Origin of the sequence: Streptomyces sp. BK79, from assembly GCF_044142145.1 — a bacterium.
Lineage (GTDB): Bacteria > Actinomycetota > Actinomycetes > Streptomycetales > Streptomycetaceae > Streptomyces.
Map to the genome: position 1 here is coordinate 311,325 of NZ_JBHVOC010000001.1, position 21,978 is coordinate 333,302.

General features: G+C 74.9%; 19 protein-coding genes. 6 read left to right on the forward strand and 13 right to left on the reverse strand.

Annotation, left to right across the window (positions count from 1 at the left end):
- Nucleotides 1-5 precede the first annotated feature (5 nt).
- The 4 genes from ACFIF2_RS01405 to ACFIF2_RS01420 are packed head-to-tail and all read left to right on the forward strand — an operon-like array spanning nucleotide 6 to nucleotide 2,773.
- Nucleotides 6-932, forward strand: coding sequence for an NAD-dependent epimerase/dehydratase family protein (locus ACFIF2_RS01405; RefSeq protein WP_395570567.1), 927 nt, complete (start codon nucleotides 6-8; stop codon nucleotides 930-932).
- Nucleotides 929-1,591: a spherulation-specific family 4 protein gene (locus tag ACFIF2_RS01410; RefSeq protein WP_395570568.1), complete on the forward strand. Its 663-nt coding sequence runs from the start codon at nucleotides 929-931 to the stop codon at nucleotides 1,589-1,591. Before ACFIF2_RS01405 ends, ACFIF2_RS01410 begins: the two co-directional genes overlap by 4 nt.
- A complete protein-coding gene (locus tag ACFIF2_RS01415; RefSeq protein ID WP_395570569.1) occupies nucleotides 1,588-2,418 on the forward strand; it encodes an endo alpha-1,4 polygalactosaminidase in 831 nt (276 codons plus the stop codon). The genes ACFIF2_RS01410 and ACFIF2_RS01415 overlap by 4 nt, the downstream gene beginning before the upstream one ends.
- Before the next feature lie 25 nt (nucleotides 2,419-2,443).
- On the forward strand, nucleotides 2,444-2,773 hold the full coding sequence (locus ACFIF2_RS01420) for an antibiotic biosynthesis monooxygenase family protein (protein WP_395570570.1): 330 nt from the start codon (nucleotides 2,444-2,446) through the stop codon (nucleotides 2,771-2,773).
- Between the two features lie 39 nt (nucleotides 2,774-2,812).
- On the opposite strand, the gene ACFIF2_RS01425 is transcribed toward ACFIF2_RS01420, so the two are convergent.
- From ACFIF2_RS01425 to ACFIF2_RS01445, 5 genes are all read right to left on the reverse strand, one after another.
- The gene (locus tag ACFIF2_RS01425; RefSeq protein ID WP_395570571.1) at nucleotides 2,813-6,187 is read right to left on the reverse strand and encodes a pyruvate carboxylase; all 3,375 of its coding nucleotides are present in this window, start codon (nucleotides 6,185-6,187) and stop codon (nucleotides 2,813-2,815) included.
- Between the two features lie 136 nt (nucleotides 6,188-6,323).
- Nucleotides 6,324-6,641, reverse strand: coding sequence for a hypothetical protein (locus ACFIF2_RS01430; RefSeq protein ID WP_395570572.1), 318 nt, complete (start codon nucleotides 6,639-6,641; stop codon nucleotides 6,324-6,326).
- A gap of 28 nt (nucleotides 6,642-6,669) precedes the next feature.
- Complete coding sequence (locus ACFIF2_RS01435; RefSeq protein WP_395570573.1) at nucleotides 6,670-7,713, reverse strand: ACP S-malonyltransferase; 1,044 nt, start codon at nucleotides 7,711-7,713, stop codon at nucleotides 6,670-6,672.
- Entirely contained in the window at nucleotides 7,713-9,020 is a 1,308-nt protein-coding gene (locus ACFIF2_RS01440) for a beta-ketoacyl-[acyl-carrier-protein] synthase family protein (protein WP_395570574.1), read from the reverse strand. The genes ACFIF2_RS01435 and ACFIF2_RS01440 overlap by 1 nt, the downstream gene beginning before the upstream one ends.
- Complete coding sequence (locus tag ACFIF2_RS01445; protein ID WP_395570575.1) at nucleotides 9,017-9,325, reverse strand: acyl carrier protein; 309 nt, start codon at nucleotides 9,323-9,325, stop codon at nucleotides 9,017-9,019. The genes ACFIF2_RS01440 and ACFIF2_RS01445 overlap by 4 nt, the downstream gene beginning before the upstream one ends.
- Nucleotides 9,326-9,846: 521 nt before the next feature.
- Between ACFIF2_RS01445 and ACFIF2_RS01450 the strand changes: the two genes are divergently transcribed.
- Nucleotides 9,847-10,737 (forward strand): CAP domain-containing protein, encoded by an 891-nt coding sequence (locus tag ACFIF2_RS01450; RefSeq protein WP_395570576.1) that lies wholly within the window; start codon nucleotides 9,847-9,849, stop codon nucleotides 10,735-10,737.
- A gap of 66 nt (nucleotides 10,738-10,803) precedes the next feature.
- Here ACFIF2_RS01450 and ACFIF2_RS01455 read toward each other — a convergent pair whose 3' ends face one another.
- From ACFIF2_RS01455 to ACFIF2_RS01475, 5 genes are all read right to left on the reverse strand, one after another.
- A complete protein-coding gene (locus tag ACFIF2_RS01455) occupies nucleotides 10,804-12,162 on the reverse strand; it encodes an ATP-binding protein (RefSeq protein WP_395570577.1) in 1,359 nt (452 codons plus the stop codon).
- The gene (locus ACFIF2_RS01460) at nucleotides 12,159-12,848 is read right to left on the reverse strand and encodes a response regulator transcription factor (RefSeq protein WP_395570578.1); all 690 of its coding nucleotides are present in this window, start codon (nucleotides 12,846-12,848) and stop codon (nucleotides 12,159-12,161) included. The genes ACFIF2_RS01455 and ACFIF2_RS01460 overlap by 4 nt, the downstream gene beginning before the upstream one ends.
- A gap of 53 nt (nucleotides 12,849-12,901) precedes the next feature.
- On the reverse strand, nucleotides 12,902-13,411 hold the full coding sequence (locus tag ACFIF2_RS01465; RefSeq protein ID WP_395570579.1) for a hypothetical protein: 510 nt from the start codon (nucleotides 13,409-13,411) through the stop codon (nucleotides 12,902-12,904).
- A 121-nt stretch (nucleotides 13,412-13,532) separates the two neighbouring features.
- Nucleotides 13,533-15,152, reverse strand: a complete 1,620-nt coding sequence (locus tag ACFIF2_RS01470; RefSeq protein ID WP_395570700.1) for a cellulase family glycosylhydrolase — start codon at nucleotides 15,150-15,152, stop codon at nucleotides 13,533-13,535.
- A 477-nt stretch (nucleotides 15,153-15,629) separates the two neighbouring features.
- Nucleotides 15,630-17,159, reverse strand: a complete 1,530-nt coding sequence (locus ACFIF2_RS01475) for an alpha/beta fold hydrolase (protein WP_395570580.1) — start codon at nucleotides 17,157-17,159, stop codon at nucleotides 15,630-15,632.
- Nucleotides 17,160-17,244: 85 nt separating this feature from the next.
- Here ACFIF2_RS01475 and ACFIF2_RS01480 point away from each other — a divergent pair, with 85 nt between their 5' ends.
- On the forward strand, nucleotides 17,245-18,402 hold the full coding sequence (locus tag ACFIF2_RS01480; RefSeq protein ID WP_395570581.1) for a MerR family transcriptional regulator: 1,158 nt from the start codon (nucleotides 17,245-17,247) through the stop codon (nucleotides 18,400-18,402).
- Here the strand turns inward: ACFIF2_RS01480 and ACFIF2_RS01485 are convergent.
- From ACFIF2_RS01485 to katG, 3 genes are all read right to left on the reverse strand, one after another.
- Nucleotides 18,321-18,587: a hypothetical protein gene (locus ACFIF2_RS01485; protein ID WP_395570582.1), complete on the reverse strand. Its 267-nt coding sequence runs from the start codon at nucleotides 18,585-18,587 to the stop codon at nucleotides 18,321-18,323. The two genes, ACFIF2_RS01480 and ACFIF2_RS01485, sit on opposite strands and share 82 nt — an antisense overlap.
- A 49-nt stretch (nucleotides 18,588-18,636) precedes the next feature.
- A complete protein-coding gene (locus ACFIF2_RS01490; RefSeq protein ID WP_395570583.1) occupies nucleotides 18,637-19,641 on the reverse strand; it encodes a phosphotransferase in 1,005 nt (334 codons plus the stop codon).
- 114 nt (nucleotides 19,642-19,755) lie between these two features.
- A complete protein-coding gene (katG, locus tag ACFIF2_RS01495) occupies nucleotides 19,756-21,978 on the reverse strand; it encodes a catalase/peroxidase HPI (protein WP_395570584.1) in 2,223 nt (740 codons plus the stop codon).

The window sequence follows — 21,978 nt, forward strand, 5'->3', positions numbered from 1 at the left end:
ACCGCATGCGCATCCTCGTTGTGGGTTTCACCGGCTACCTGGGCGGCCATGTCGCCGAGCGGCTGCGCGCCCTGCCCGGCGCGCACGTCCTCGGCGGCGGACGCTCCCCGGGCGCCGACGTGCCCGTCGACCTGGCCACCGACCCGGCCGACCGGCTCGCGGGGGCACTGGTGTCGGCGGCCGTCGACACCGTCGTCAACTGCGCGGGTGCCACCGGCGGCGACCCGGTCACCCTCGCCGAAGCCAACGCCCGCGGCCCGGCCGTGCTGTGCGCGGCGCTGCGCCTGGCACACCCCGGGGCCCGTCTGGTCCATCTCGGTTCGGCCGCCGAGTACGGGCCGGGCGCCCAGCGGGTCCGCGTGGCGGAGTCGGCGGCCACCCGGCCCCAGACGGCCTACGGTGCCACCAAGCTGGCCGGCACCGTCACCGTGGCCGCGTCCGGACTGGACGCGGTGGTCCTGCGGGTCGGCAACCCGGTGGGGCCCGGCGCGCCCGCCTCCGGGCTGCCCGGCCGGGTCGGCGCCCTGCTGCGCGAGGCGGGCACGGACCCCGACGCCGTGCTCCGGCTGGGCGACCTCTCGGCCCACCGGGACTTCGTGGACGTACGCGACGTCGCGCGGGCGGTCGAGCGCGCGGTCACCGCGCCCGGCCCGCTGCCGAGGCTGCTGAACGTCGGCGGCGGTGACGCGGTCCCGGTGCGGCGCGTGGTGCGGACGCTGGCGGACACCGCCGGTTTCCGCGGCCGGATCGAGGAGGAGGGCGCCGGGTCCGCCCGTTCGGGGCGGGTCTCCTGGCAGTGCTCCGACATCTCCGCCGCCCGGTCGGCCCTCGGCTGGCGGCCGTCGTACTCGCTGGACGAGTCGCTGGCCGCGCTGTGGTCGGCCGGTGCCCGTCCACCGTCCCCCGTCCGGGAAGGCGGCCGCCCGACGTGAGCCTGCTGATCCCGCTGTACGTCCACCCCGCCGAGGACCCGGGCTCCTGGCACCGGCTCATCACGGCGGCCGACCGCACCTACGGGGTCGTCATCAACCCGGCGAACGGGCCGGGCGGTTCACCCGACCCCGCCTTCGTCTCGGCGGCGGGCGCGCTGCGGGCGGCCGGTGCCCGTCTGCTCGGCTACGTCGACACGGACTACGGCACCCGTCCGGCGGACGAGGTCGCCGAGGACGCCCTGCGGCACCGGGAGTGGTACGGGGCCGACGGGTGTTTCCTGGACCGGGTGAGTTCGGCGGCGACGGAACTGCCCGCCTACCGGGCGCTGGTGCGCGGGCTGCGCCGGCGCGGCGCGGCCCCCGTCGTGCTGAACCCGGGGGTGCATCCGGCGCCGGGGTACGCGCGCCTCGCCGACCTCGTCGTCACCTTCGAGGGCTCCTGGTCCGTCTACGTGGCGGCGTTCAGCAGGCCCGACTGGACCCTGCGGCTGCCGCCCGAGCGGTTCTGCCACCTGGTGTACGGGGTGCCCGAGGCGCTCGCCCCGCTCGCCGTGCGCACCGCGCGCGAGCGCGGCGCCGCGGTCTCCGGTCCGGTCACGGGCGGGCCGCCCAACCCGTGGGCCGGCCTGACGCCCGTACTGACCGGAGCGGAGCCGTGAGCGCCGGGGTCCGGGCGTGCGCCGCGTCGCTGACCGCGCTGGCCGTCGTGGTGCTGGCCGGGTGTTCCGGGACGGGCGGTGCGGGCCCACCCGACCCGTCCGGTACCCCACCCGGCCCGTCCGGCACCGCGCGGTGGCAGCCGCGTCCCGGGCTGGCCTGGCAGTGGCAGCTCGACGGCAGGGTCGACCCGTCGGCGGACGTCCCGGTGTACGACATCGACGGCTTCGAGAACGGCGCCGCCGACGTGGCCCGGCTGCACCGCGCCGGCCGCAAGGTGATCTGTTACGTCAACGTCGGTGCCTGGGAGGACTTCCGGCCCGACCGGGACGCGTTCCCCCGTGCGGTGCTCGGCGGGCCCAACGGCTGGCGGGGGGAGCGCTGGCTCGACATCCGCCGCCTGTCCGTGCTGCGGCCGATCATGGAGCGACGGTTCGACATGTGCCGCGACAAGGGGTTCGACGCGGTGGAGCCCGACCTGGTGGAGGGGTACACCGAGGAGACGGGTTTCCCGCTCACCGCCGACGACCAGCTGGCGTACAACCGCATGATCGCGGACATCGCCCACGCGCGCGGTCTGGCGGTGGGCCTGAAGAACGACCTGCCGCAGATCCCGCGGCTGGTCGACGACTTCGACTTCGCCGTCAACGAGCAGTGCGCGCAGTACGGCGAGTGCGCGCGGCTCACACCGTTCGTCGCGGCCGGCAAGGCGGTCTTCCACGTGGAGTACGGCGAACCGGCCCGCGCCTTCTGCCCCGAGTCCCGCAGGCTCGGTCTGTCGTCGATGCGCAAGACGCCGGAGCTGGGGGTCTGGCGCGAGCCGTGCTGAGGGCCGTATGCGGCAGGATGGGGGCATGAGCGTAGTCAAGATCAACGTACTGACCGTCCCCGCCGAGCAGCGCGAGACGCTGGAGAAGCGCTTCGCCTCGCGGGCCCATGCCGTGGAGAGCTCCGAAGGGTTCGAGTGGTTCGAGCTGCTGCGGCCGGTGGAGGGCACCGACGACTACCTCGTCTACACCCGGTGGCGTGACGAGGAGTCCTTCCAGGCGTGGATGGAGGGGCCGATGAAGGCGGCGCACCAGGGCGGTGGCGCCGAGGGCGGCGAACGGCCGAAGCCCGCGGCGAGCGGGTCCACGGTGTGGTCCTTCGAGGTGGTGCAGCAGGCGGCTCCGAAGGAGGCGTGAGGCGACGGTGGCGGCCCCGGTGCGGGGCCGCCACCGTGGTCAGCCGAGCTGCACGAGGAGATCGCCGCCCTCGACCTGCTGGATGCGGTTGATGGCGAGCCTGCTCACCCTCCCGGACCGCGGGGCGGTGATGGTGGCCTCCATCTTCATCGCCTCGATGGTGGCCACGGTGGCGCCGGCCTCGACCTCGTCGCCCTCGGCGACGGCGAGGGTCACCACGCCGGCGAACGGGGCGGCGACCTGGCCCGGGTCCGACCGGTCGGCCTTCTCCGTGACCGGGACGTCCGAGGCCGCCGACCGGTCGCGGACCTGGATCGGGCGGAGCTGGCCGTTGAGCGAGGACATCACGGTGCGCATGCCGCGTTCGTCGGCGTCGCCGACCGCCTGGAGCTCGATGAGCAGCCGGACGCCCGGGTCGAGGTCGACCGTGTACTCCGTGCCGGGACGCAGCCCGTAGAAGAAGTCCTTGCTGTCCAGGACGCTGGTGTCGCCGAACGAGGCGCGGTGCGTGTCGAACTCGCGCGCCGGTCCGGGGAACAGCAGCCGGTTCAGGGTCGCCCGGCGGTCCTTGGCCAGCCCCGTGCGGTCCTCCGCGGTCAGCTCCGCCACCGGCCGGGCCTCGCCGCGGCCGCGCAGCGCCTTGGTGCGGAAGGGCTCGGGCCAGCCGCCGGGCGGGGTGCCCAGCTCGCCGCGCAGGAAGCCGATGACGGAGTCGGGGATGTCGAACCGGTCCGGTTGTGCCTCGAAGTCCGCCGGGGAGACACCGGCGCCCACCAGGTGGAGGGCGAGGTCGCCGACCACCTTCGAGGACGGCGTGACCTTCACCAGGCGGCCCAGCATCCGGTCGGCGGCGGCGTACATCGCCTCGATGTCCTCGAAGCGGTCGCCGAGTCCGAGCGCGATGGCCTGGGTGCGCAGGTTGGAGAGCTGGCCGCCGGGGATCTCGTGGTGGTAGACACGGCCGGTGGGTGAGGCGAGGCCCGCCTCGAAGGGGGCGTAGACCTTGCGGACGCTCTCCCAGTACGGCTCCAGGTCGCCGACGGCCTGGAGGTCGAGGCCGGTGGGCCGCTCGGTGTGGTCGGTGGCGGCGACGATCGCCGACAGGGACGGCTGCGAGGTCGTCCCGGCCATCGAGGCCACCGCCCCGTCCACGGCGTCCGCGCCGGCCTGGATCGCGGCGAGGTAGGTGGCGAGCTGACCGCCGGTGGTGTCGTGGGTGTGCAGGTGCACCGGCAGGTCGAACTCGCGGCGCAGCGCGGAGACCAGCGTCGCGGCGGCCGGGGCGCGCAGCAGGCCGGCCATGTCCTTGACCGCCAGGACGTGGGCGCCGGCGGCCACGATCTTCTCGGCGAGCCGCAGGTAGTAGTCGAGGGTATAGAGCCGCTCGGCGGGGTCGGACAGGTCGGCGGTGTAGCACAGGGCCACCTCCGCGACGGAGGTGCCGGTCTGCCGTACGGCGTCGATGGCGGGCCGCATCTGGTCGACGTCGTTGAGGGCGTCGAAGATGCGGAAGACGTCGATGCCGGTGGCCGCCGCCTCCTGCACGAAGGCGTCGGTCACCTCGGTCGGGTAGGGGGTGTAGCCGACGGTGTTGCGGCCGCGCAGCAGCATTTGCAGGCAGATGTTGGGCACGGCCTCGCGCAGCGCGGCCAGCCGCTCCCACGGATCCTCGGCGAGGAAGCGCAGCGCCACGTCGTAGGTGGCGCCGCCCCAGCACTCCAGCGACAGGAGCTGGGGCAGGGTGTGGGCGACGACCGGGGCGACGGCGAGCATGTCCTTGGTGCGGACCCGGGTGGCCAGCAGCGACTGGTGGGCGTCGCGGAACGTGGTGTCGGTGACGCCGATGACGGAGGACTCGCGCAGCCGGCGGGCGAAACCCTCGGGGCCCAGTTCGGCGAGCAGTTGCCGGGAGCCGGCCGGGGGCTCGCCGGCGGGCAGCGGCGGCAGCTTGGTGAGCGGATCGGCGAGTTCGGGGCGTTCGCCGTGCGGCTTGTTGACCGTGACGTCGGCGAGGTAGGTGAGCAGCTTCGTGCCGCGGTCGGCGGAGTGGCGGGCGGTGAGCAGGTGCGGGCGCTGCTCGATGAACGAGGTGGTGACCCGGCCGGCCTGGAAGTCCGGGTCGTCGAGGACCGCCTGGAGGAAGGGGATGTTGGTGGCGACGCCCCGGATGCGGAACTCGGCCACGGCGCGCCGGGCGCGGCCCACGGCGGTGGCGAAGTCCCGGCCCCGGCAGGAGAGTTTGACCAGCATCGAGTCGAAGTGCGCGCTGATCTCCGTACCGGCGTGGGTGGTGCCGCCGTCGAGGCGGATGCCCGAACCGCCGGGTGAACGGTAGGCACTGATCGTGCCGGTGTCCGGGCGGAATCCGTTGGCGGGGTCCTCGGTGGTGATGCGGCACTGGAGGGCCGCGCCGCGCAGGGTGATGTTGTCCTGGGCGAGACCGAGGTCGGCCAGCGTCTCGCCGGCGGCGATGCGCAGCTGCGACTGGACGAGGTCGACGTCGGTGACCTCCTCGGTGACCGTGTGCTCGACCTGGATGCGCGGGTTCATCTCGATGAAGACGTGGTTGCCGTCGCGGTCGACGAGGAACTCCACGGTGCCGGCGTTGCGGTAGCCGATCTGCCGGGCGAAGTTCACGGCGTCGGCGCAGATCCGCGCCCGCAGGGCCGGGTCCAGGTTCGGGGCGGGGGCGAGTTCGACGACCTTCTGGTGGCGGCGCTGCACCGAGCAGTCCCGCTCGAAGAGGTGGATCACGTCGCCCTCGCCGTCCGCGAGGATCTGCACCTCGATGTGGCGGGGTTCGACGACGGCCTTCTCCAGGAAGACGGTCGGGTCGCCGAAGGCGGACGCGGCCTCCCGGGACGCCGCCTCGATGGCCTCGCGCAGCTGCGCGGGTTCCTCCACGCGGCGCATGCCGCGGCCGCCGCCCCCGGCGACCGCCTTGACGAACACGGGGAAGCCGACGTCGTCGGCGGCGCGGACCAGTTCGTCCACGTCGTTCGAGGGCGCGGACGATCCGAGGACCGGCACACCGGCCTCGCGGGCGGCGGCGACGGCACGGGCCTTGTTGCCGGTCAGTTCGAGGATCCGGGCGCTCGGTCCGACGAACGTGATGCCGGCCTCTTCGCAGGCGCGGGCCAGGTCGGGGTTCTCGGACAGGAATCCGTAACCCGGGTAGACGGCGTCGGCCCCCGCACGGCGCGCGGCGGCGACGATCTCCTCCACGGAGAGGTACGCGCGCACCGGGTGCCCCGGCTCCCCGATCTCGTAGGCCTCGTCGGCCTTCAGCCGGTGCAGCGAGTTGCGGTCCTCGTGCGGGAAGACGGCGACGGTGCGCGCGCCGAGTTCGTAGCCCGCGCGGAACGCCCGGATCGCGATCTCCCCGCGGTTGGCGACCAGCACCTTGCGGAACATTGTTGATCCCTTCAGCCTGCCGGGTGACGAGACCATGGTGTCGGCGCCGCCTCCCGTACGCCATGTGAGCCGGGCCACTCATGGCTTCGGCGCGGCGCCCGTGCCGGCGCGCCCGTGCCGGCGCGGCCGGGCCGGGTCAGACGTCGGAGTCGATGCCGGTGACCACCGACGGGCCCAGCGGTGCGATGTCCCGGTCCAGGCCCGCCGCGCGCAGGGCGGAGTCCGCCACCTCCTGGGCGCGGCCCTCCGCGGCGGCGGCGGTGTCCGCCTCGACGGTGAGGCGCATGGTGAAGGTGCCGTCGTCGTTGACCGACAGGGCGTCGAGGTCCTCCTCGTCCCCCAGGTGGGTGCGGTGCGGGTCCGCGGGGCGCAGGGCCCGGGCGAGCTCGTCCTTCGTGACGTCCTGGACGGTACCGGTGAACGTCCCCGGCACCGAGATGACGTACGTCGTCATGTCGCTCCTCCTTCGTGATCCCCTCCGCCTACCCCGATCCGGCCGCGGAACCCGCGGCCGGGAGGGGCGCGCATCGCAGGGCGGCGGTGAGGCGGTGGCGGACGCGGTCGACGCCGGCGGGGGTGCGCAGGGGGGCGGCGGCGGTGCAGCCGGGCAGGGCGGCCCTGGCCAGGGCGCTCAGCAGGGCCCGGGGGCCGCTGTCGAGGAAGGTGGTGAAGCCCTCCTGGCGCAGCGCCCGCAGCGTGCGGTGGAAGGCCACGGGCTCGGTGAGGTGGGCGGCGGCCACGCCGCGCAGCTCGGCCGGGGTCCGGGCGGGCCGGGCCGTGGCGGCCGAGTACACGGCGGGTGCGGGACGGGCGACGGGCTGCGACCGCAGGTGGCGGCGGAAGGCTGTGCGCACCTCGGTGAGCAGGGGGTGGTGGTAGGCGGTGCGGCTGGTCAGCGGGGTCGCACGCTGCCCGAGCGCCCGCACGGCCCGCTGGGCGGCGTCCAGTTGGCCGTCGGGTCCGGCCAGGACGGTCTGGGCGGGAGCGTTGCACGCCGCGATCCGTACCTGCGGCAGTCCGGCGGTACGCAGGAGGTCCGCCGCGCGCTCGGCGCTCAGGTCGGTGGCCAGCAGGCCGGCGGGGGGCGGGGCGGCGTCCCGCAGCAGCCGGTCGCGGACGTGCAGCAGCCCGACGCCCTGTTCCGGGGTGATGGTCCCGGCCACGGTGAGCGCCGCGAGGTCGCCGATGCTGTGCCCGAGCACCGCGTGCACGGGCGACGCGGCGAGGTCGAGCAGGACGGTCGCGGAGGCGACCACCGCCGCGTACGTCGCCACGTCGAAGGCCAGGGGGTCGGCCCGGAGGAGCTGGTCGGGGCCGGGGGCGTCGGCGTCGGTGAGGAGAGCGGCGACGGGCGTGGCGGTGCCGCCGAGCGCGGCGGCGTGTGCGTCCACCCGCCGCAGCAGTTCCCCGACGGAGGGAACGTCGCGCAGGTGGCGCAGCGCTCCGGGGAGGTAGGCCCCCTGGCCGGGGCACATCAGCACGGTGAGCGGTGTGCCGTCGGCGAGGGCCCGGACTCCGTGTCCCATCAGACGCCGGCGGGGACGTCGGCGGGGGCGTCGGCGAAGGTGAGGGCGACGTTGTGCCCGCCGAAGCCCATGCTCGTGGTGACGGCCGCGAGGGGTCCCGGGGGCAGGGGCGCCGGAACGGGGCCCACGACGTTCAGGCCGATGCCGGGGCCGACCCGTTCGAGGCTGCACGCGGGCGGTGCGGTCCGCTCCCGCAGGGCGAGCACGGTGAGGACGGCCTCGATGGCCCCGGCGGCGCCCAGGGTGTGCCCGAAGGCGGCCTTGGTCGCGCTGACCACCACGTCGTCCACTCCCTTGGCGAACACCCTGTGCAGCGCCTGGGCCTCGCCGAGGTCGCCGAGCGGCGTCGAGGTGGCGTGCGCGTTGACGTGCTGGACCTGCTCCGCGAGGAGCCCGGCGTCGCGCAGGGCGGCGTCGACGGCGGCGGCGCAGCCCGTCCCGCCGGGCGCGGGCTGGGCCACGTGGTGGCTGTCGTTGGTGACGGCCGCGCCGGTCAGCCGGCCGTGGACCCGGGCGCCGCGGGCGGCGGCGTGCCCGGCGCTCTCGACGACGAGCATGCCGGCGCCCTCGCCCATCACGAAGCCGTCCCGGTCGGCGTCGAAGGGCCTGGACGCCCCCTTGGGGTCGTCGAGACGCCGGGAGAGGGCCTTCAGGCGCGCGAACCCGGCCAGGGTGAGCGGGTGCAGCGCGGCCTCGGCGCCGCCCGCGACCACGATGTCGGCGCGGCCGTCCCGGATCAGGCCGAGGGCCTGGGCCAGGGCCTCGGCCCCTGAGGCGCAGGCACTGACCGGGGCGTGGACCCCGGCCTTGGCACCCACCATCAGCCCCACCTCGGCGGCCGGATGGTTGGGCAGCATGAGCGGGATGGTGCGCGGGCTCACCCGTCCCGCGCCCTGGGTCTCCAGGCGCCGGTTCTGCTCCAGGACGCTGGTGAGCCCGCCCAGCCCCACCCCGACGACGACGGCCACTCGCGAGCCGGTCGCGGCGAGGTCGGACGGCTCGGGGAAGCCGGCGTCGCGCACGGCCTCCCGGGCGGCGACGAGGGCGAACCGCGCCGACCGGTCGCAGTGCGCCGCCTTCGCGGACGGCAGGACCGTCGCGGGGTCGACCGCCGCCGGGGCCGCGAGATAGCTCTGCGCGGGGCCGTCCGGCGGACCGAAGTCGACGCGTTCGACGCCGCACGCGCCGCCGAGCAGGGCGCGCCACGTGGAAGGGACGTCGCCGCCCAGCGCGGTCGTCAGGCCCAGCCCGGTGACGACGGCGGCCCGCTCCCCGGGCGCCGGGTGGGCCGCGTGCCGTGGGCTCACGCGGTCCCGCCCGCGGGGGCGGCGACGGCCTCGGCGAGGTGCGCGGCGATCTGCCGCACGGTCGTGAGCCGGTCGGCCTCCTCCTGCGGCACCTCGATCTGCCAGCGGTCCTCGATCGCGGCGACCACCTCCAGCATGGCCAGCGAGTCGACGCCCAGGTCGTCCTTCAGGGAGGAGTCCGGTCCGACTTCCTCCACGGACAGGTCCTCGACCGTCGCGGCCAGCAGTTCCCGCAGTTCGTCGAGCAGCTGTCGTTCGCCGGCGGTGGGTTCGTCAGCGGTGCGTTCGTCAGCGGTGGACGGCATGTCCGTTCCTCCTTGCCCGTGTGCGGCGCACCCGGAGACGGTGGGCGGGAGGTCCCGGTCTCCTCGGGTGCGCCGACGGTGTGCCGGCGCTCTGCCGGATGCACGCCGACAGACTGTCCGGGCGCCCGCGGCGGTAAGCGCCACGGGCAGGGGGACGGCGGGGCATCGGGTGCACGCGAGGGGCTCCTGCGGACGGCCGCGTCCTTTCTTCACGTTGAAGCGCCCCGGGGCGGACCGAGGGTGGCGGACGTCGAGCGCGTAACGGGCCGGGCGCCCAGGGCTCCGTCCCGGCGCCCTCCTCCGTCTTGCGGCCACCCCCTGGCGGGGCCGGCACGCCTTCTGTCTTCCTCAGCGGACTTTGGCGGCTCTTTTAAGGCTTTCTGAAGTTGACCTTCCCACGGCCCATGGGCGCCGGACGCGTCCTAGGCTCTCGGACACCCCCCACAGTCCCGGTGGGCGCGTTCGCGTCCACCGGGTACGGGGCTCCGTCAGCCGCCAGACAAGCCGAGGTGTCCTGCCGCATGGGTTCCCGTCGAGCCGCCCGTCCGTCCCGCTCCCACGCCCGTCCACGCGGCGGGCTCACGGCACGCGGCACCGCGCTGGTCCTCGGCGCCGTCACCGTGACGGCGGGCGTCGGCATCACCCTGGCCGTCGCCGACGGCGAGGACGGCAACGCCTCGGACCGGGTCGCGTCGAACGCCGCCGCGCGGACGCCGGGCGACGAGACCGCGGCGGGCGGCGCGACCGCGCTCGCGTCCCCCTCGACGAGCCCGAGCGTCTCGCCGAGCGGCTCGCCCAGCCGGAGCGCGGAGCCGAGGAAGAAGCCGACGAGGACGGCGAGCCCGACGGCTGCCGCCCCGAAGACGGCCGCGTCCGCGTCCAGCGCTCCCGCGCGGGCGACCGCGAAGAGCGGCGGCGACCGTTCGACGGACGGCGGGAGCGGCGGGGGCGGCGGCGCGGACACCGGAACGGGTTCAGGCTCGGGCTCGGGCTCGGGTTCCGGGTCAGGCTCCGGTTCCGGCGGGACCGGCGGGCCCGAGACGCAGGTCCTCGCGCTCGTGAACGAGGAGCGGGCCGCCGCGGGCTGCTCACCGGTCACGTCGAACGCCCGGCTGACCCGGGCCGCCGACGACTACAGCGACACCATGGCGAGCAGCGGCGTGATGTCCCACACGGGGCCCGACGGTTCCACCATGGCGAGCCGGGTGGAGGCCGCCGGTTACCAGTGGTCCGCGCTGGGCGAGAACATAGCGCGGGGGCAGGCGGACGCCTCCTCCGTGATGGAGTCGTGGATGAACAGCCCCGGCCACCGCGCGAACATACTCAACTGCTCCTTCAAGGAGCTGGGCGTCGGCGTCCACTTCGGAGACGGCGGCCCCTGGTGGACCCAGAACTTCGGCACGAGTCGCTGAGGCCCGGCCGGCACCCGGGACGGTGCCGGGCGGCACCCGGCCGGCACCCCGGCGTTCCGCCGGTCGTCACCGCCCGCCGCTCCCCCGCCCGCTCCGGCCCGGGCCACTCCCGCTCCGGCCCGGGCCGCCCGCGCCCGCGAGCACGAACGACACCCGCACCCGCGCTCCCCCCAGCGGCGCGCGGGAGATCGTCAGTTCGCCGTCCGCCGCGCGGGCGGCGCGGGCCACGATGTCCAGGCCGAGCCCGGTGGAGCCGCCGACGCTGACGCCCCGGGTGAGCGCCGCCTCGGGATCGGCCACCCCCGGGCCGGCGTCGTCGACCGTGAGGAACACGTACCGCTCGGCCCGTTCCACGCGGACGCTGAAGGCGGTGCCCTGTGGGGTGTGCCGGAAGACATTGCCGATCAGGGCGTCGACGACGGCCGCCACGTCGTCCTCGGGGAAGGCGACCGGCGTCGGGCGCGGCGTGAAGGAACGCTCGCACAACCGTTCCTGCTGGGTGGCGAGGACCGACCAGAAGTCCAGGCGCGCGGCGACCACCTCGGCGACGTCGCACGGTTTCGCCGGCCCCGCCCCGCCGAGCCGGCCAGCCCCCAGGGGCGTACGGGCCGCCGCGATGATCGAGTCCAGCTCGCTCTCGAGCTGTCCGGCCGCTTCCGTGACCCGACGGGCGCTCGGGGTGGCCCCCATCCGGTCGGCCTCCAGGTAGAGGGCGGTCAGGGGGGTGCGCAGCCGGTGGGAGAGGTCGGCGACCAGCTCGCGTTCGACGGCGAGCAGGTCCACGACCCGGTCGGCCATCGTGTTGAACGCCACACCGGCTTCCTGCAGCTCGGGCGGCCCGTCAGGCTCCACCCGTACGTCCAGGTCGCCGGAGCCGAGGGCGAGCGAGGCGCGCTTGAGGCCGCGGGAGGAACGGACGACGCGGGCGCCGAGCCGGTCGGCGACCAGCACCGAGCCACCGACCAGGCCCAGCGCGAGCAGCGCCATCACGCCCCAGGACGCGGCCACGCCCCGGGTGAGGTCCGCGGCGGGCACGAACGCCTCGACGACCGCCACCCGGTCGCCCCGCAGGACGACGGGCTGGAGGTAGACCCAGCCGTCCGCCGTGTCCACGGCGAGCGTCTCGCGCCCCCGCACGGCCCGGTCGAGCGCGTCCTCGGGCGCGTGCGGGGTCCCGACGAAGCCGCCGTCGGGCAGGCGTACGACGAGCTGGTCGGCGGAGCCCAGCTCGGCGACGGCCTGCTGGACGTCGGCGCGCCGGGTGGTGAGGGCGAGCACCGGGGAGAGGGCCGAGGCACGCTGCTCGGCGGCGGTGGTGACCCGGTCCCGGGCCTGTTCGCGCACGAGGAGGGCGAGCGGGATGAGGAAGGACAGCGCCACCATCGAGGTGACGGCCAGGGCGATCCCGGCGAGGGCACGTCTCATGGCGAACTGACCAACTTGATGCCGATACCGCGCACGGTGTGGAGATAGCGGGGCTTTCGCGCCTTCTCCCCCATTTTGCGGCGCAGCGCGGAGAGATGGACGTCCACCGTCTGGTCCTCCACGTACGGCTGCTGCCACACCTCGGCGAGGATCCGCTGCCTGGAGACGACCTGGTCGGCATGGGCGGCCAGGTAGGCGAGCAGGTCGAACTCGCGGCGAGTGAGGGACAGTTCGCGCCCGGCGAGGTGCGCGGTGCGCGCGGTCGGGTCGATCCGCAGGTCGGCGACCTGGAGGACGGGCCGCCGCGCCGCCCGGACGTCGGCGGGCACGGAGCGACGCAGCACCGCGGCGAGCCGGGCCGCGAGCTGCCCGCCGGAGAACGGCTTGACCAGGTAGTCGTCGGCGCCGGCGTTGAGCAGCCGGATGATCTCGGTCTCGTCGTCGCGGGCGGTGGCGACCAGCACCGGTACGCGGGAGATGCCCCGGATCATCCGCAGCACGTCCAGACCGTCGAGGTCGGGCAGTCCGAGGTCGAGCACGACGATGTCCGGCGGGCTCTGGGTGATGTCGCGCAACGCCTCGAAACCCTGGTGGGCGGTCCTGACCGCGTAGCCGTGTCCGGTCAGGACCTCGATCAGCGCGGCCCGGATCACAGGGTCGTCCTCGACGACAAGTACGGAGGCCATGGGCAGGCACGTTAGCCGGTCCGTCACTATGGTGTCGTGTCCCGCCTCCTGCGCTACCTGATCATCTGGCTGTCGTGCACGGCGGCCAGTGTCACGGCCGTCATCATCACGATCCACTTCGTGGTGGGGTCCACCCGGCCGACCGCGCCCGTCGCCCAGTCGGCGCCGAAGGAGCTGCCGCGGTCCCCGCAAACCACGCCGTCGAAGACAGCCACGGCCTCCCCCAGTCCGTCGGCGACCAGCCGGAAGCCGAGCCCGACGCCCTCCCGTACCAGCGAGAGGCCTTCCGAGCCCGCTGTGACGCCGACTCCGACGCCGACCGCCCGGGCCACCGCCCCGCCGTCCCCGGCCGGCGGGGGCGGCGGGGCGGGGTGCGAGCAGGGCGGTGCCGGCGTCCACACGGTGTCGTCCGAGGGCGGCAAGGCGACCGTGCGGTTCGGCGAGGGCGGGGTGTGCCTGGTCTCGGCGGTGCCGGAGCGGGGCTTCACGGCGACCACGAGCCAGAGCGGGCCGCGGACGCTGACGGTGACGTTCTCGGCGAGCCGCCACCGGTCGGAGATCACCGCGACGACCGAGCCGCGGAGCCAGGCGGGCGTCCGCGAGGTGTCGTGGTGACCTCCCTCACGCGACCGCGCCGGTACCGCCCGGCTCAGGCAGGTCGCCGCCGGGCGGTGGTCCGTACGGTCACGTCGTGACGCAGGTGCTCCCGTTGACGCCGAAGGCGGCCGGGGCGGTGTTGGTGGCACCCTTGGCGGCGATGAAGCCGAGGGTGACCGTGCCGCCGGCGGGGATGGTGGCGGTGTAGGAGGCGGGGGTGACGCTCACCTTCCCCGCGCTCTGGACCGCGGTCCCTCCCCACATGTTGGTGACGGTCTGGCCGTCCGCGAAGGCGAAGGCGAGCGTCCACGGAGCGAGGGGCGCGGTGCCCGTGTTGCGGACGGCGATCTCGCCCTGGAAGCCGCCGGGCCACTCGCCCACGACGCGGTACCCCACCGAGCACGCGGCGCCGGGGGTGCCGCCGCCCTCGTCGGTGGTGACGTCCACGGTGGCGGAGCGGGCCGAGCGGTTGCCCGCCGCGTCCCGGGCGTAGACGGCGAAGGTGTGGGCGGTGCCGGCGGTGAGGCCCGTCACGGTGACGCTGTTCGTGGTGGAGGCGGCGACGACGGTCTCCGCGCCGTCGCGGACGCGGACGACGTCGTAGCCGGTGACGCCGACGTCGTCGGTGGCCGCGGCCCAGCCGAGCGTGACCGAGGTGTCCGTGACGGCGGTGGCGGCCGGGGTGCCGGGCGCCGTCGGGGCCCGGGTGTCGCCCGGGGTGCCGCCGAAGACCGTGGCCTCCTTCGCGGTCTCGGCGATGCCGTGGGGGCCGTGGAAGATCCGCTCGCCCCAGGAGCTGAGCCGGCTGGGGTCGAAGTCGGTCGCGAGGTCGAGGACCGGGTCGGTGTTGCCGCTCCAGGACCAGGCCAGGTAGCCGAGGCCGAGCTGTTCGGCGGTGGCCATCATGGTGTCCTCGTCGGGGTCGCCCCACTGGTCGGCGGGCCCGCCGAACTCACCGATGAGGAGGGGCAGACCGGCGTCGACGAAGGCGTTCAGGTAGTCGGTGATCTCCTGGGCCGTGTCGTAGACGCTGTACATGTGGATCGAGAAGATCAGGTTGCCGGTGGGGTCGGCGTCGTACACGGTCCGGGCCTCGGCCTTCATCACGCCCTGCCAGTCCTGGCCCCAGTTGGGCGCGTCCACCATGAGCGTGTGCTGGAATCCGGCGGCACGCAGCTTCTTCACCGCGGCGACGGTCGGCTCGGTCCACCCGGCGGGATTCGTGTTGCCCCAGGGCTCGTTGCCGATGTTGACGATGACGTAGTCCTCTTCGCCGGCCAGCACGTCCTTGAGGCCGATCCAGTAGTCGGCGGCGTGGTCGAGGGTGCCGGCGGCGGCGTCCTCGCCGTAGCCGGTGGTGTCGTGCACCTCCAGGACGCAGATCAGCCGGTTCGCCTTGCACTGGCCGACGACGGCGGCGACGTCCTCGGGGCCGTTCTCGCTCCAGCGGTGGCCGTCGGACAGGACGACCCGGACGGTGTTGGCGCCCAGCGCCTTGACGTCCGCCAGCGACTGCGTCTCGCCGGGGTACCAGGTGTGGGCGTGGTTGACCCCGCGCATCACGAAGTCGTTGCCGTTGGCCTCCAGCAGCCGGCCGTCGGCGATGTGCAGGCCGGTGGCCTGGACGCCGGACGCCCGGGCCAGGGCGGCGGCCGGGTGGAGGGCGCCGGCGGCGACCAGCCCGATCAGGGCGGCCAGCCCGGCGATCAGACGGGCCAGGTGACGCCTTGGCTGCTTCGGTTGCTTCGCTTGCTTCGGCTGCTTCGGCTGCTTCGGACGGGTCGGGGCTCGGCGTGATGTCGTGCGCACGGCGACTCCAGGGTGAGTGGGGGGCGGACCGTGGGAGCGCTCCCATCAAACGCACAGCGTCGCGTACACGTCAATACTGGGGACGTGGATCGGCATGCACGGAGCCGGCCCGAGCCAGGTCGCGCACCGACACCGACACCGACACCGACGGCGGGTCCGGCGCCTTCCAACTCCTCGGCCGGTCGCGAGGGCGGCCTCTCGCCCGGGCCCCTCGCACACCCTCGACCTCGTCGATGCCGCCCCGCCGGGCCCGGGCGACGCCGACCCCCGTCACCGCGCTCGCCGCGGGCGCCACCTGCCGTGGGGGGGTGAGCAGGCCACCGGAGGGCCACCCGCCAACCGCTCACCCCCGGCACGGGACCACCCGCCGACCGCTCACCGCCCGCCGGGAAGGCCGACGTGGTGCAGGACCGACCGCATCGCGCGGCGCACGGCCTCGCGGGACTCGTCGGTCGGGTCGAGGGTCTCGAAGGAGTGGTGGCCGTGCGGCACGTCGACCACGTCGACGTCCGCCCCGCACTCCTCGGCCGCGGCCAGGAACTTCTCGACGGTGGCGGCGATCTCGGGGACCTCCAGTCCCGCACGGGTGAGGACGACGGGCAGCGGGCCGGCGTTCGCCACCGCGAGCGCCGGGTCGAAGCGGGTGCCGGACATCCCCCAGTTCGGCAGCGGTGCCAGGATCGGGTAGGTGGCCGCCAGGCAGCGCAACCAGGCCGGGGGCGCGTCCAGCCAGTCGGCCGCGATCGGGCCGCCGCCGGAGAAGAACCACAGCGCGATCCGGTCCGCGTCCACCCGGGGGTCGGCGCGGACCAGTTCCACGGCGGCGGCGACGTCGCCGGCGGCCCGCTCGTAGTCGGCCAGGTCGTGCAGGCGGTGGTCGACGACCGCGCCCACCGCTCCGCCCGCCGCAGCGCATCGGGCGTATCCCGTCAGGGTCGGCCAGTCCCTCGGGGTCGGGCGGGCCTCGGCCGGGACCGGGCCGCCGTGCACGAACAGCACCGCGGGCCACGGCTCCTGGGCGTCGGGGAGGTGCAGGTCGACGTTCCCGTGCCGTTCGCGGGGGACTTCGGGCACGTCCAGCAGGAACGGGCGCAGATGCGCGGGCGGTTCGGCGTCCGGGGACGTCAGCCGGTGTCCCTCGCCGGCCGCGGCCCGCAGCAGGACGTCAGTGAGCGCGTCGGGGCAGGACAGCATCGGCCAGTGACCGGTGGGCAGTTCGAAGAACGTCACCCGGGGGTCGACGAGGGCCCGCAGCGCCGGATCACCGAAGCCCACCATCATCTGGACCAGGTCGATGCTCGCGCCGTTCGCCGTGCAGAGCACGCCGGTGGTGGGGACCGAGGTCACCGCGCCGGTGAGGGTCAGCGGCTGGAGCAGGGTGCCGAGCGGCTGCGGTGCCGCGAGGGCGGTGAGCCGGTCGAGCGCCGCGCCGGGAACGCCCGCGGTGCTGCCCCACCGCTGCCACGCGTCGGGGGCCGCCGGGGGCGGCAGTACGCCGTCGGCGCCGTCCCCCGCGCCCGCCCCGGCCAGGCGCTCGCGCAGGGACGGGTCGGGCAGGGCGGCCAGGGCCGGGGCGCCGTCCCGGGGCAGGCCCGAGTCCAGGCAGACGACGCGGTCGACGCGGCCGGCCCTGCGGTCGGCGGCGCCGAGTGCGGGATGGATGCCGTAGTCGTGACCGACCAGCACGATCCTCCGGCCCGCCGCGCCGGCCGAGTCGATCACCGCGACGACGTCCGCGATGTGGGTCTCCAGGTCGACGCGGGCCGCCGGCCCGGTGCGCGGCCCGTCGAGCCCGGTGAGGGCGACGGCGTACGCCTCGGCGCCCTCGGCGGTCAGGCGGGCGACGGTGTCCTGCCAGACGTGTGTGCCGGTGAACATGCCCGACACCAGGATGAACGCGGTCATGGCCCCTCCTCGTGGCTCCGCGGCCGGCCCGATCACCGGTCCGCGCTCGCCGGTACGGTAGGAACTCCCCCTGAGGGAGGTTCAAGTGATCTCGTCGTACGACGGCCTGTGCGGCATAGGTGAACTCGCCGAACGGGCGGGGGTCACCGTGAAGACCGTCCGCTTCTACTCCGACCGCGGACTGCTGCCGGAGGCGTCCCGCAGCTCGGGCGGACACCGGCGGTACGGCCCCGAGGCGCTCGACCGGCTGCGCCTGATCCGCTCCCTGCGTGCTCTGGGCCTGTCGGTTCCCGAGGTGCACCGGATCCTCGACGAGGAGGACGCGACCGACGCGGCCAACGCGGCGCGTGGAGCGGCCGGCACGGGCACGACGGGCGGCACGGGCATGACGGGCGGCACGGGCATGACGGGCGGCGCGCTGGAGGCCGCCGTCGCCGGACGGCTGCGCGAACTCGGCTCGGAGCTGCGGTCGTTGCGCTGGCGGGAGGCGGCGCTGCGGCTGGTGCAGGAGTGTCCGCCCGGGGAGCGGGCGGGCCGGCTGCGGCTGATCGGCGCCGTGCCCGTCCCGCCCAGCACGGCTCCGCTGGTCCGGTTCTGGCGCGGCTGGCTCCCGCCGCGGATGCCGGCCCGGTCGACCGACGCCTTCCTGGAGGTGGCGGTGCCCGCGCCGCCCGACGACCCGTCCCCGGCCCAGGTCCTGGCCTTCGCCCGGCTGAACGCCCTCACCCTCGCCCCCTGCCCGGGCACCCGGCAGCCCCAGCCCGAGGCGCACCGCGCGGGCGGGGCGCGGGCGGCGGCCGTGCTGTACGCGGGGCTGGCGGAGGCGTACGAACTGGCGGGTCCGCACCTGCGCCGGGGGCGGGACCCGCGTCCCGGCGAGGCGCTGGACGGCTTCGTCGGCGCGTACACGAGCGCGTACGGGGTCCGCGACACCCCGGACTTCCGTCGCCGGCTGGCCGGGCAGCTCGCGGCCGACCCGCGGCTCGACCGCTACTGGGAGCTGGTGGCCGAGGTGGTCACCCCGCCGGGCCGCCGGCCGGAACCGACCCCCGGGTCCGCGCACGACTGGCTGCTGGCGGCGCTGGTCACGCAGACGGGCGGGCACCCGTCGACGGCCGCCGTCGCGACGGCGGGCGCCCGCCGTGCCGCGGCGGTGGAACGTCAGGGCACGTCGCCCCGCCAGTCGAAGCGGCGGGGATCGTCCGGCCTCGGGCCGTACGCGGAGCGGCCGCCCGGGCCGTAGCGGCCCACCTCCGTCGCCAGCGTCACGCCCCGGCCGCGCTCCCGCTCCGTCAGGTCCGTGACGTCCAGGAGCAGGCCGTCCAAGGGGCCGCCCACCAGCTGGGCGTAGACGCGTCCGGCGCGCGGCCCGGGGTCGTCGTGGTCGGCGCCGTAGACCCTGCCCCGCATGAACTCCACCTCATCCATGGCCCCGAGCCTCGCATCCGGCACTGACAACGACCGCCGGGCGGCCTCCTCACAGCGGTGGGTCGTCGAGCAGCTCCAGCAGGCAGCGGGCGCCCTCCGCGGCCACCTCGGTGCCGGACGCGGGGAAGAGCCTGCCGTACGCCCCGGCCCGGCTCAGGGCGCTCAGGCGCCAGGCGAGGCGCACGGCGCGCCGCAGTTCCGCGCCGGAGCGGCCGGCGCCCGTCCACTGCTCCAGGTAGGCGTCCCGCAGCCGTGGAAGGACCTGCGGCCCGTACCGCTCGCGGGCGCGGCGGGCGGGGACCGCCAGACCGCAGAAGGGGTGGGAGACGACGGCGTCCCCCCAGTCGAAGAAGGTGAACCTGCCCGGCGCCGGACGGAACGCCTGGCCGTCGTGCAGGTCCGCGTGGTCGAGGGAGTCCGGGACGCCCAGGGCGGCGAGCCGGGCGCACCACTCCAGGAGCCGGGGGCGCAGAAGCCGGAGCCTGCCCCGGTCCTCGGGCCGCAACGGGGTGTCGTCCAGCCGGTCGAGGAAGCCGGGCAGCGCGGTGACCGGTGTGTGGGGGACGCCCAGCCGTGTGATCTCGCGTGCCCGCGGGGCCAGCGCGTGCTGGAGGGCGGCGTACTGACGCACCAGTTCCTCCCAGGCGCCGGGGCCGGCGGCTTCGGGGCCGACGGGGCCCTCGTCGAGTACGTCCCGGAAGAGCGGCCCTCCGTCGGGCAGCAGCGACCAGCCGCGGCCGGCGTGCACCGCCAGCGGCTCCAGGACGTGCTCCGGGACCCAGCGTGCCAGCGCGGCCGTCAGCGGTCCCTCGAAGGCGCTGGCGGGGGGATTCGCCTTGAACCAGACCGCGCCGCGCCCCTCGACGGGCAGCCGCACCAGGACGGACCAGGGCCGCAGCCGCACCCGCCACTCCCCCGTCGGCCGCAGGCCGCGTGCGGTGAGTGCGTCCGTCACCCAGCCCAGGGCCGCGCTCCGCCAGGTCTCGTCCTCCCAGGGAGTCACCGCGTCCGGGAACCGTCCCCGGTCCAGGGGCACGGGCGTCTCACGTCGCATCACGTCATCCCAGCACCCGCGGTCCCGGGCGGCGACCTCTTTTCCGCCCTGCGGCACGGACGGTGCCGCGGGCGTCCGGGCCGGCCGGTGCGGGCCGGCCCGGACGCCGGTGGATCAGGCCAGGTCGAACCGGTCGAGGTTCATCACCTTCACCCAGGCGGCGACGAAGTCGTGCACGAACTTCTCCTTCGCGTCGTCGCTCGCGTAGACCTCGGCGAGCGCACGCAGCTCGGAGTTCGATCCGAAGACCAGGTCGGCGCGGCTGCCGGCCCACTTGACCTCGCCCGTGGCGGCGTCGCGGCCCTCGAACGTGGTCTGGTCCTCGGTCGTCGCCTTCCACGTGATGCCCAGGTCGAGCAGGTTGACGAAGAAGTCGTTGGTCAGGGAGCCGGGCGTCCTGGTGAGGGCACCGAGCTGGGACTGCTGGTAGTTGGCGCCCAGCACCCGCAGGCCACCGACCAGGACGGTCATCTCGGGGGCGCTCAGGGTGAGCAGGTTCGCCCGGTCGAGCAGCAGGTACTCGGCCGGCAGCCGGTTGCCCTTGCCGTGGTAGTTGCGGAACCCGTCGGCGGTCGGCTCCAGCGCCTCGAAGGACTCGGCGTCGGTGTGCTCCTCCGTGGCGTCCACGCGGCCCGCGGCGAAGGGGACCTCCACCTGGTAGCCCGCTTCCTTGGCGGCCTTCTCGACGGCGGCGGAGCCACCGAGGACGATCAGGTCGGCCAGGGAGACCTTCTTCGCGCCGGCGCCGTCGTTGAACTCCTGCTGGACGCCTTCGAGGACGCGCAGCACCTGTGCCAGCTCGTCGGGCTCGTTGACCTCCCAGCCGCGCTGCGGCTCGAGGCGGATGCGGGCGCCGTTGGCGCCGCCGCGCTTGTCGCTGCCTCGGTACGTGGACGCCGAGGCCCATGCGGTGGACACGAGCTGCGCCACGGACAGACCCGACTCGAGGAGCTTGGTCTTGAGGACCGCGACGTCCCCGTCGTCGATGGTCTCGCCCTCGGCCTCGGGCAGCGGGTCCTGCCAGAGCAGGGTCTCCTCGGGGACCTCCGGGCCGAGGTACAGGGACTTCGGTCCCATGTCACGGTGGGTCAGCTTGTACCAGGCGCGCGCGAAGGCGTCCGCGAACTCCTCCGGGTTCTCGTAGAACCGGCGGGAGATCGGCTCGTAGATGGGGTCGAACCGCAGCGACAGGTCGGTGGTGAGCATCTTGGGGCGGTGCTTCTTCGACGGGTCGTGCGCGTCCGGGACGATCTCCGGGGCGTCCTTCGCCACCCACTGGTGGGCGCCGGCCGGGCTCTGCTCCAGCTCGTACTCGAACTCGAAGAGGTTCTTGAAGAACCCGTTGCTCCAGCGGGTCGGGGTGCTGGTCCAGGTGACCTCCAGGCCGGAGGTGATGGCGTCCCCGCCCTTGCCCGTGCCGTGGGTGCTCCTCCAGCCGAGGCCCATCTCCTCCATGGAGGCGGCCTCGGGGTCGGCGCCGACGGCGTCGGCCGGTCCGGCGCCGTGGGTCTTGCCGAAGGTGTGGCCGCCGGCGATCAGCGCGACGGTCTCCTCGTCGTTCATGGCCATCCGGCGGAACGTCTCACGGATGTCGCGGGCGGCGGCGAGCGGGTCCGGGTTGCCGTTGGGGCCCTCCGGGTTGACGTAGATCAGGCCCATCTGGACCGCGCCGAGCGGGTTCTCCAGCTCGCGGTCTCCGGTGTAGCGCTGGTCGTCGAGCCAGGTGGTCTCGGGACCCCAGTAGACGTCCTCCTCGGCCTCCCAGACGTCGGCGCGGCCACCGGCGAAGCCGAAGGTCTCGAAGCCCATCTGCTCCAGGGCGACGTTGCCGGTGAGGACCAGCAGGTCGGCCCAGGAGATGCTCTGGCCGTACTTCTTCTTCACCGGCCACAGCAGGCGGCGGGCCTTGTCCAGGTTGCCGTTGTCCGGCCAGCTGTTGAGCGGGGCGAAGCGCTGCTGGCCGGCACCGGCGCCGCCGCGGCCGTCGCTGATGCGGTAGGTGCCGGCGCTGTGCCAGGCCATGCGGATCATCAGGGGGCCGTAGTGACCGAAGTCGGCGGGCCACCAGTCCTGCGAGGTGGTCAGGACCTCGGCGATGTCCCGCTTCACGGCCGGCAGGTCGAGCGAGGCGAACGCCGCGGCGTAGTCGAACTCCTCACCCAGCGGGTTGGCCACGGCGGGGTTCTTGGCGAGGATCTTCAGATTGAGCCGCTCCGGCCACCACTGACGGTTTCCGCCACCCTGGGTGGGGTGCGGGGCGCGTCCGTGGGCGACCGGGCAGCCACCCGTCTCCTCGGTTTTCGCGTCGGTCACGATGGCGTCGTGGTTCTCGGACAT

Coding starts and splice junctions, on each gene's coding strand:
- ACFIF2_RS01450 (WP_395570576.1), top strand. CDS start 9,847: ATGGGTTCCCGTCGAGCCGCCCGTCCGTCCCGCTCCCACGCCCGTCCA.
- ACFIF2_RS01455 (WP_395570577.1), bottom strand. CDS start 12,162: ATGAGACGTGCCCTCGCCGGGATCGCCCTGGCCGTCACCTCGATGGTG.
- ACFIF2_RS01445 (WP_395570575.1), bottom strand. CDS start 9,325: ATGCCGTCCACCGCTGACGAACGCACCGCTGACGAACCCACCGCCGGC.
- ACFIF2_RS01420 (WP_395570570.1), top strand. CDS start 2,444: ATGAGCGTAGTCAAGATCAACGTACTGACCGTCCCCGCCGAGCAGCGC.
- ACFIF2_RS01435 (WP_395570573.1), bottom strand. CDS start 7,713: ATGGGACACGGAGTCCGGGCCCTCGCCGACGGCACACCGCTCACCGTG.
- ACFIF2_RS01475 (WP_395570580.1), bottom strand. CDS start 17,159: ATGACCGCGTTCATCCTGGTGTCGGGCATGTTCACCGGCACACACGTC.
- katG (WP_395570584.1), bottom strand. CDS start 21,978: ATGTCCGAGAACCACGACGCCATCGTGACCGACGCGAAAACCGAGGAG.
- ACFIF2_RS01485 (WP_395570582.1), bottom strand. CDS start 18,587: ATGGATGAGGTGGAGTTCATGCGGGGCAGGGTCTACGGCGCCGACCAC.
- ACFIF2_RS01405 (WP_395570567.1), top strand. CDS start 6: ATGCGCATCCTCGTTGTGGGTTTCACCGGCTACCTGGGCGGCCATGTC.
- ACFIF2_RS01425 (WP_395570571.1), bottom strand. CDS start 6,187: ATGTTCCGCAAGGTGCTGGTCGCCAACCGCGGGGAGATCGCGATCCGG.
- ACFIF2_RS01460 (WP_395570578.1), bottom strand. CDS start 12,848: ATGGCCTCCGTACTTGTCGTCGAGGACGACCCTGTGATCCGGGCCGCG.
- ACFIF2_RS01430 (WP_395570572.1), bottom strand. CDS start 6,641: ATGACGACGTACGTCATCTCGGTGCCGGGGACGTTCACCGGTACCGTC.
- ACFIF2_RS01490 (WP_395570583.1), bottom strand. CDS start 19,641: ATGCGACGTGAGACGCCCGTGCCCCTGGACCGGGGACGGTTCCCGGAC.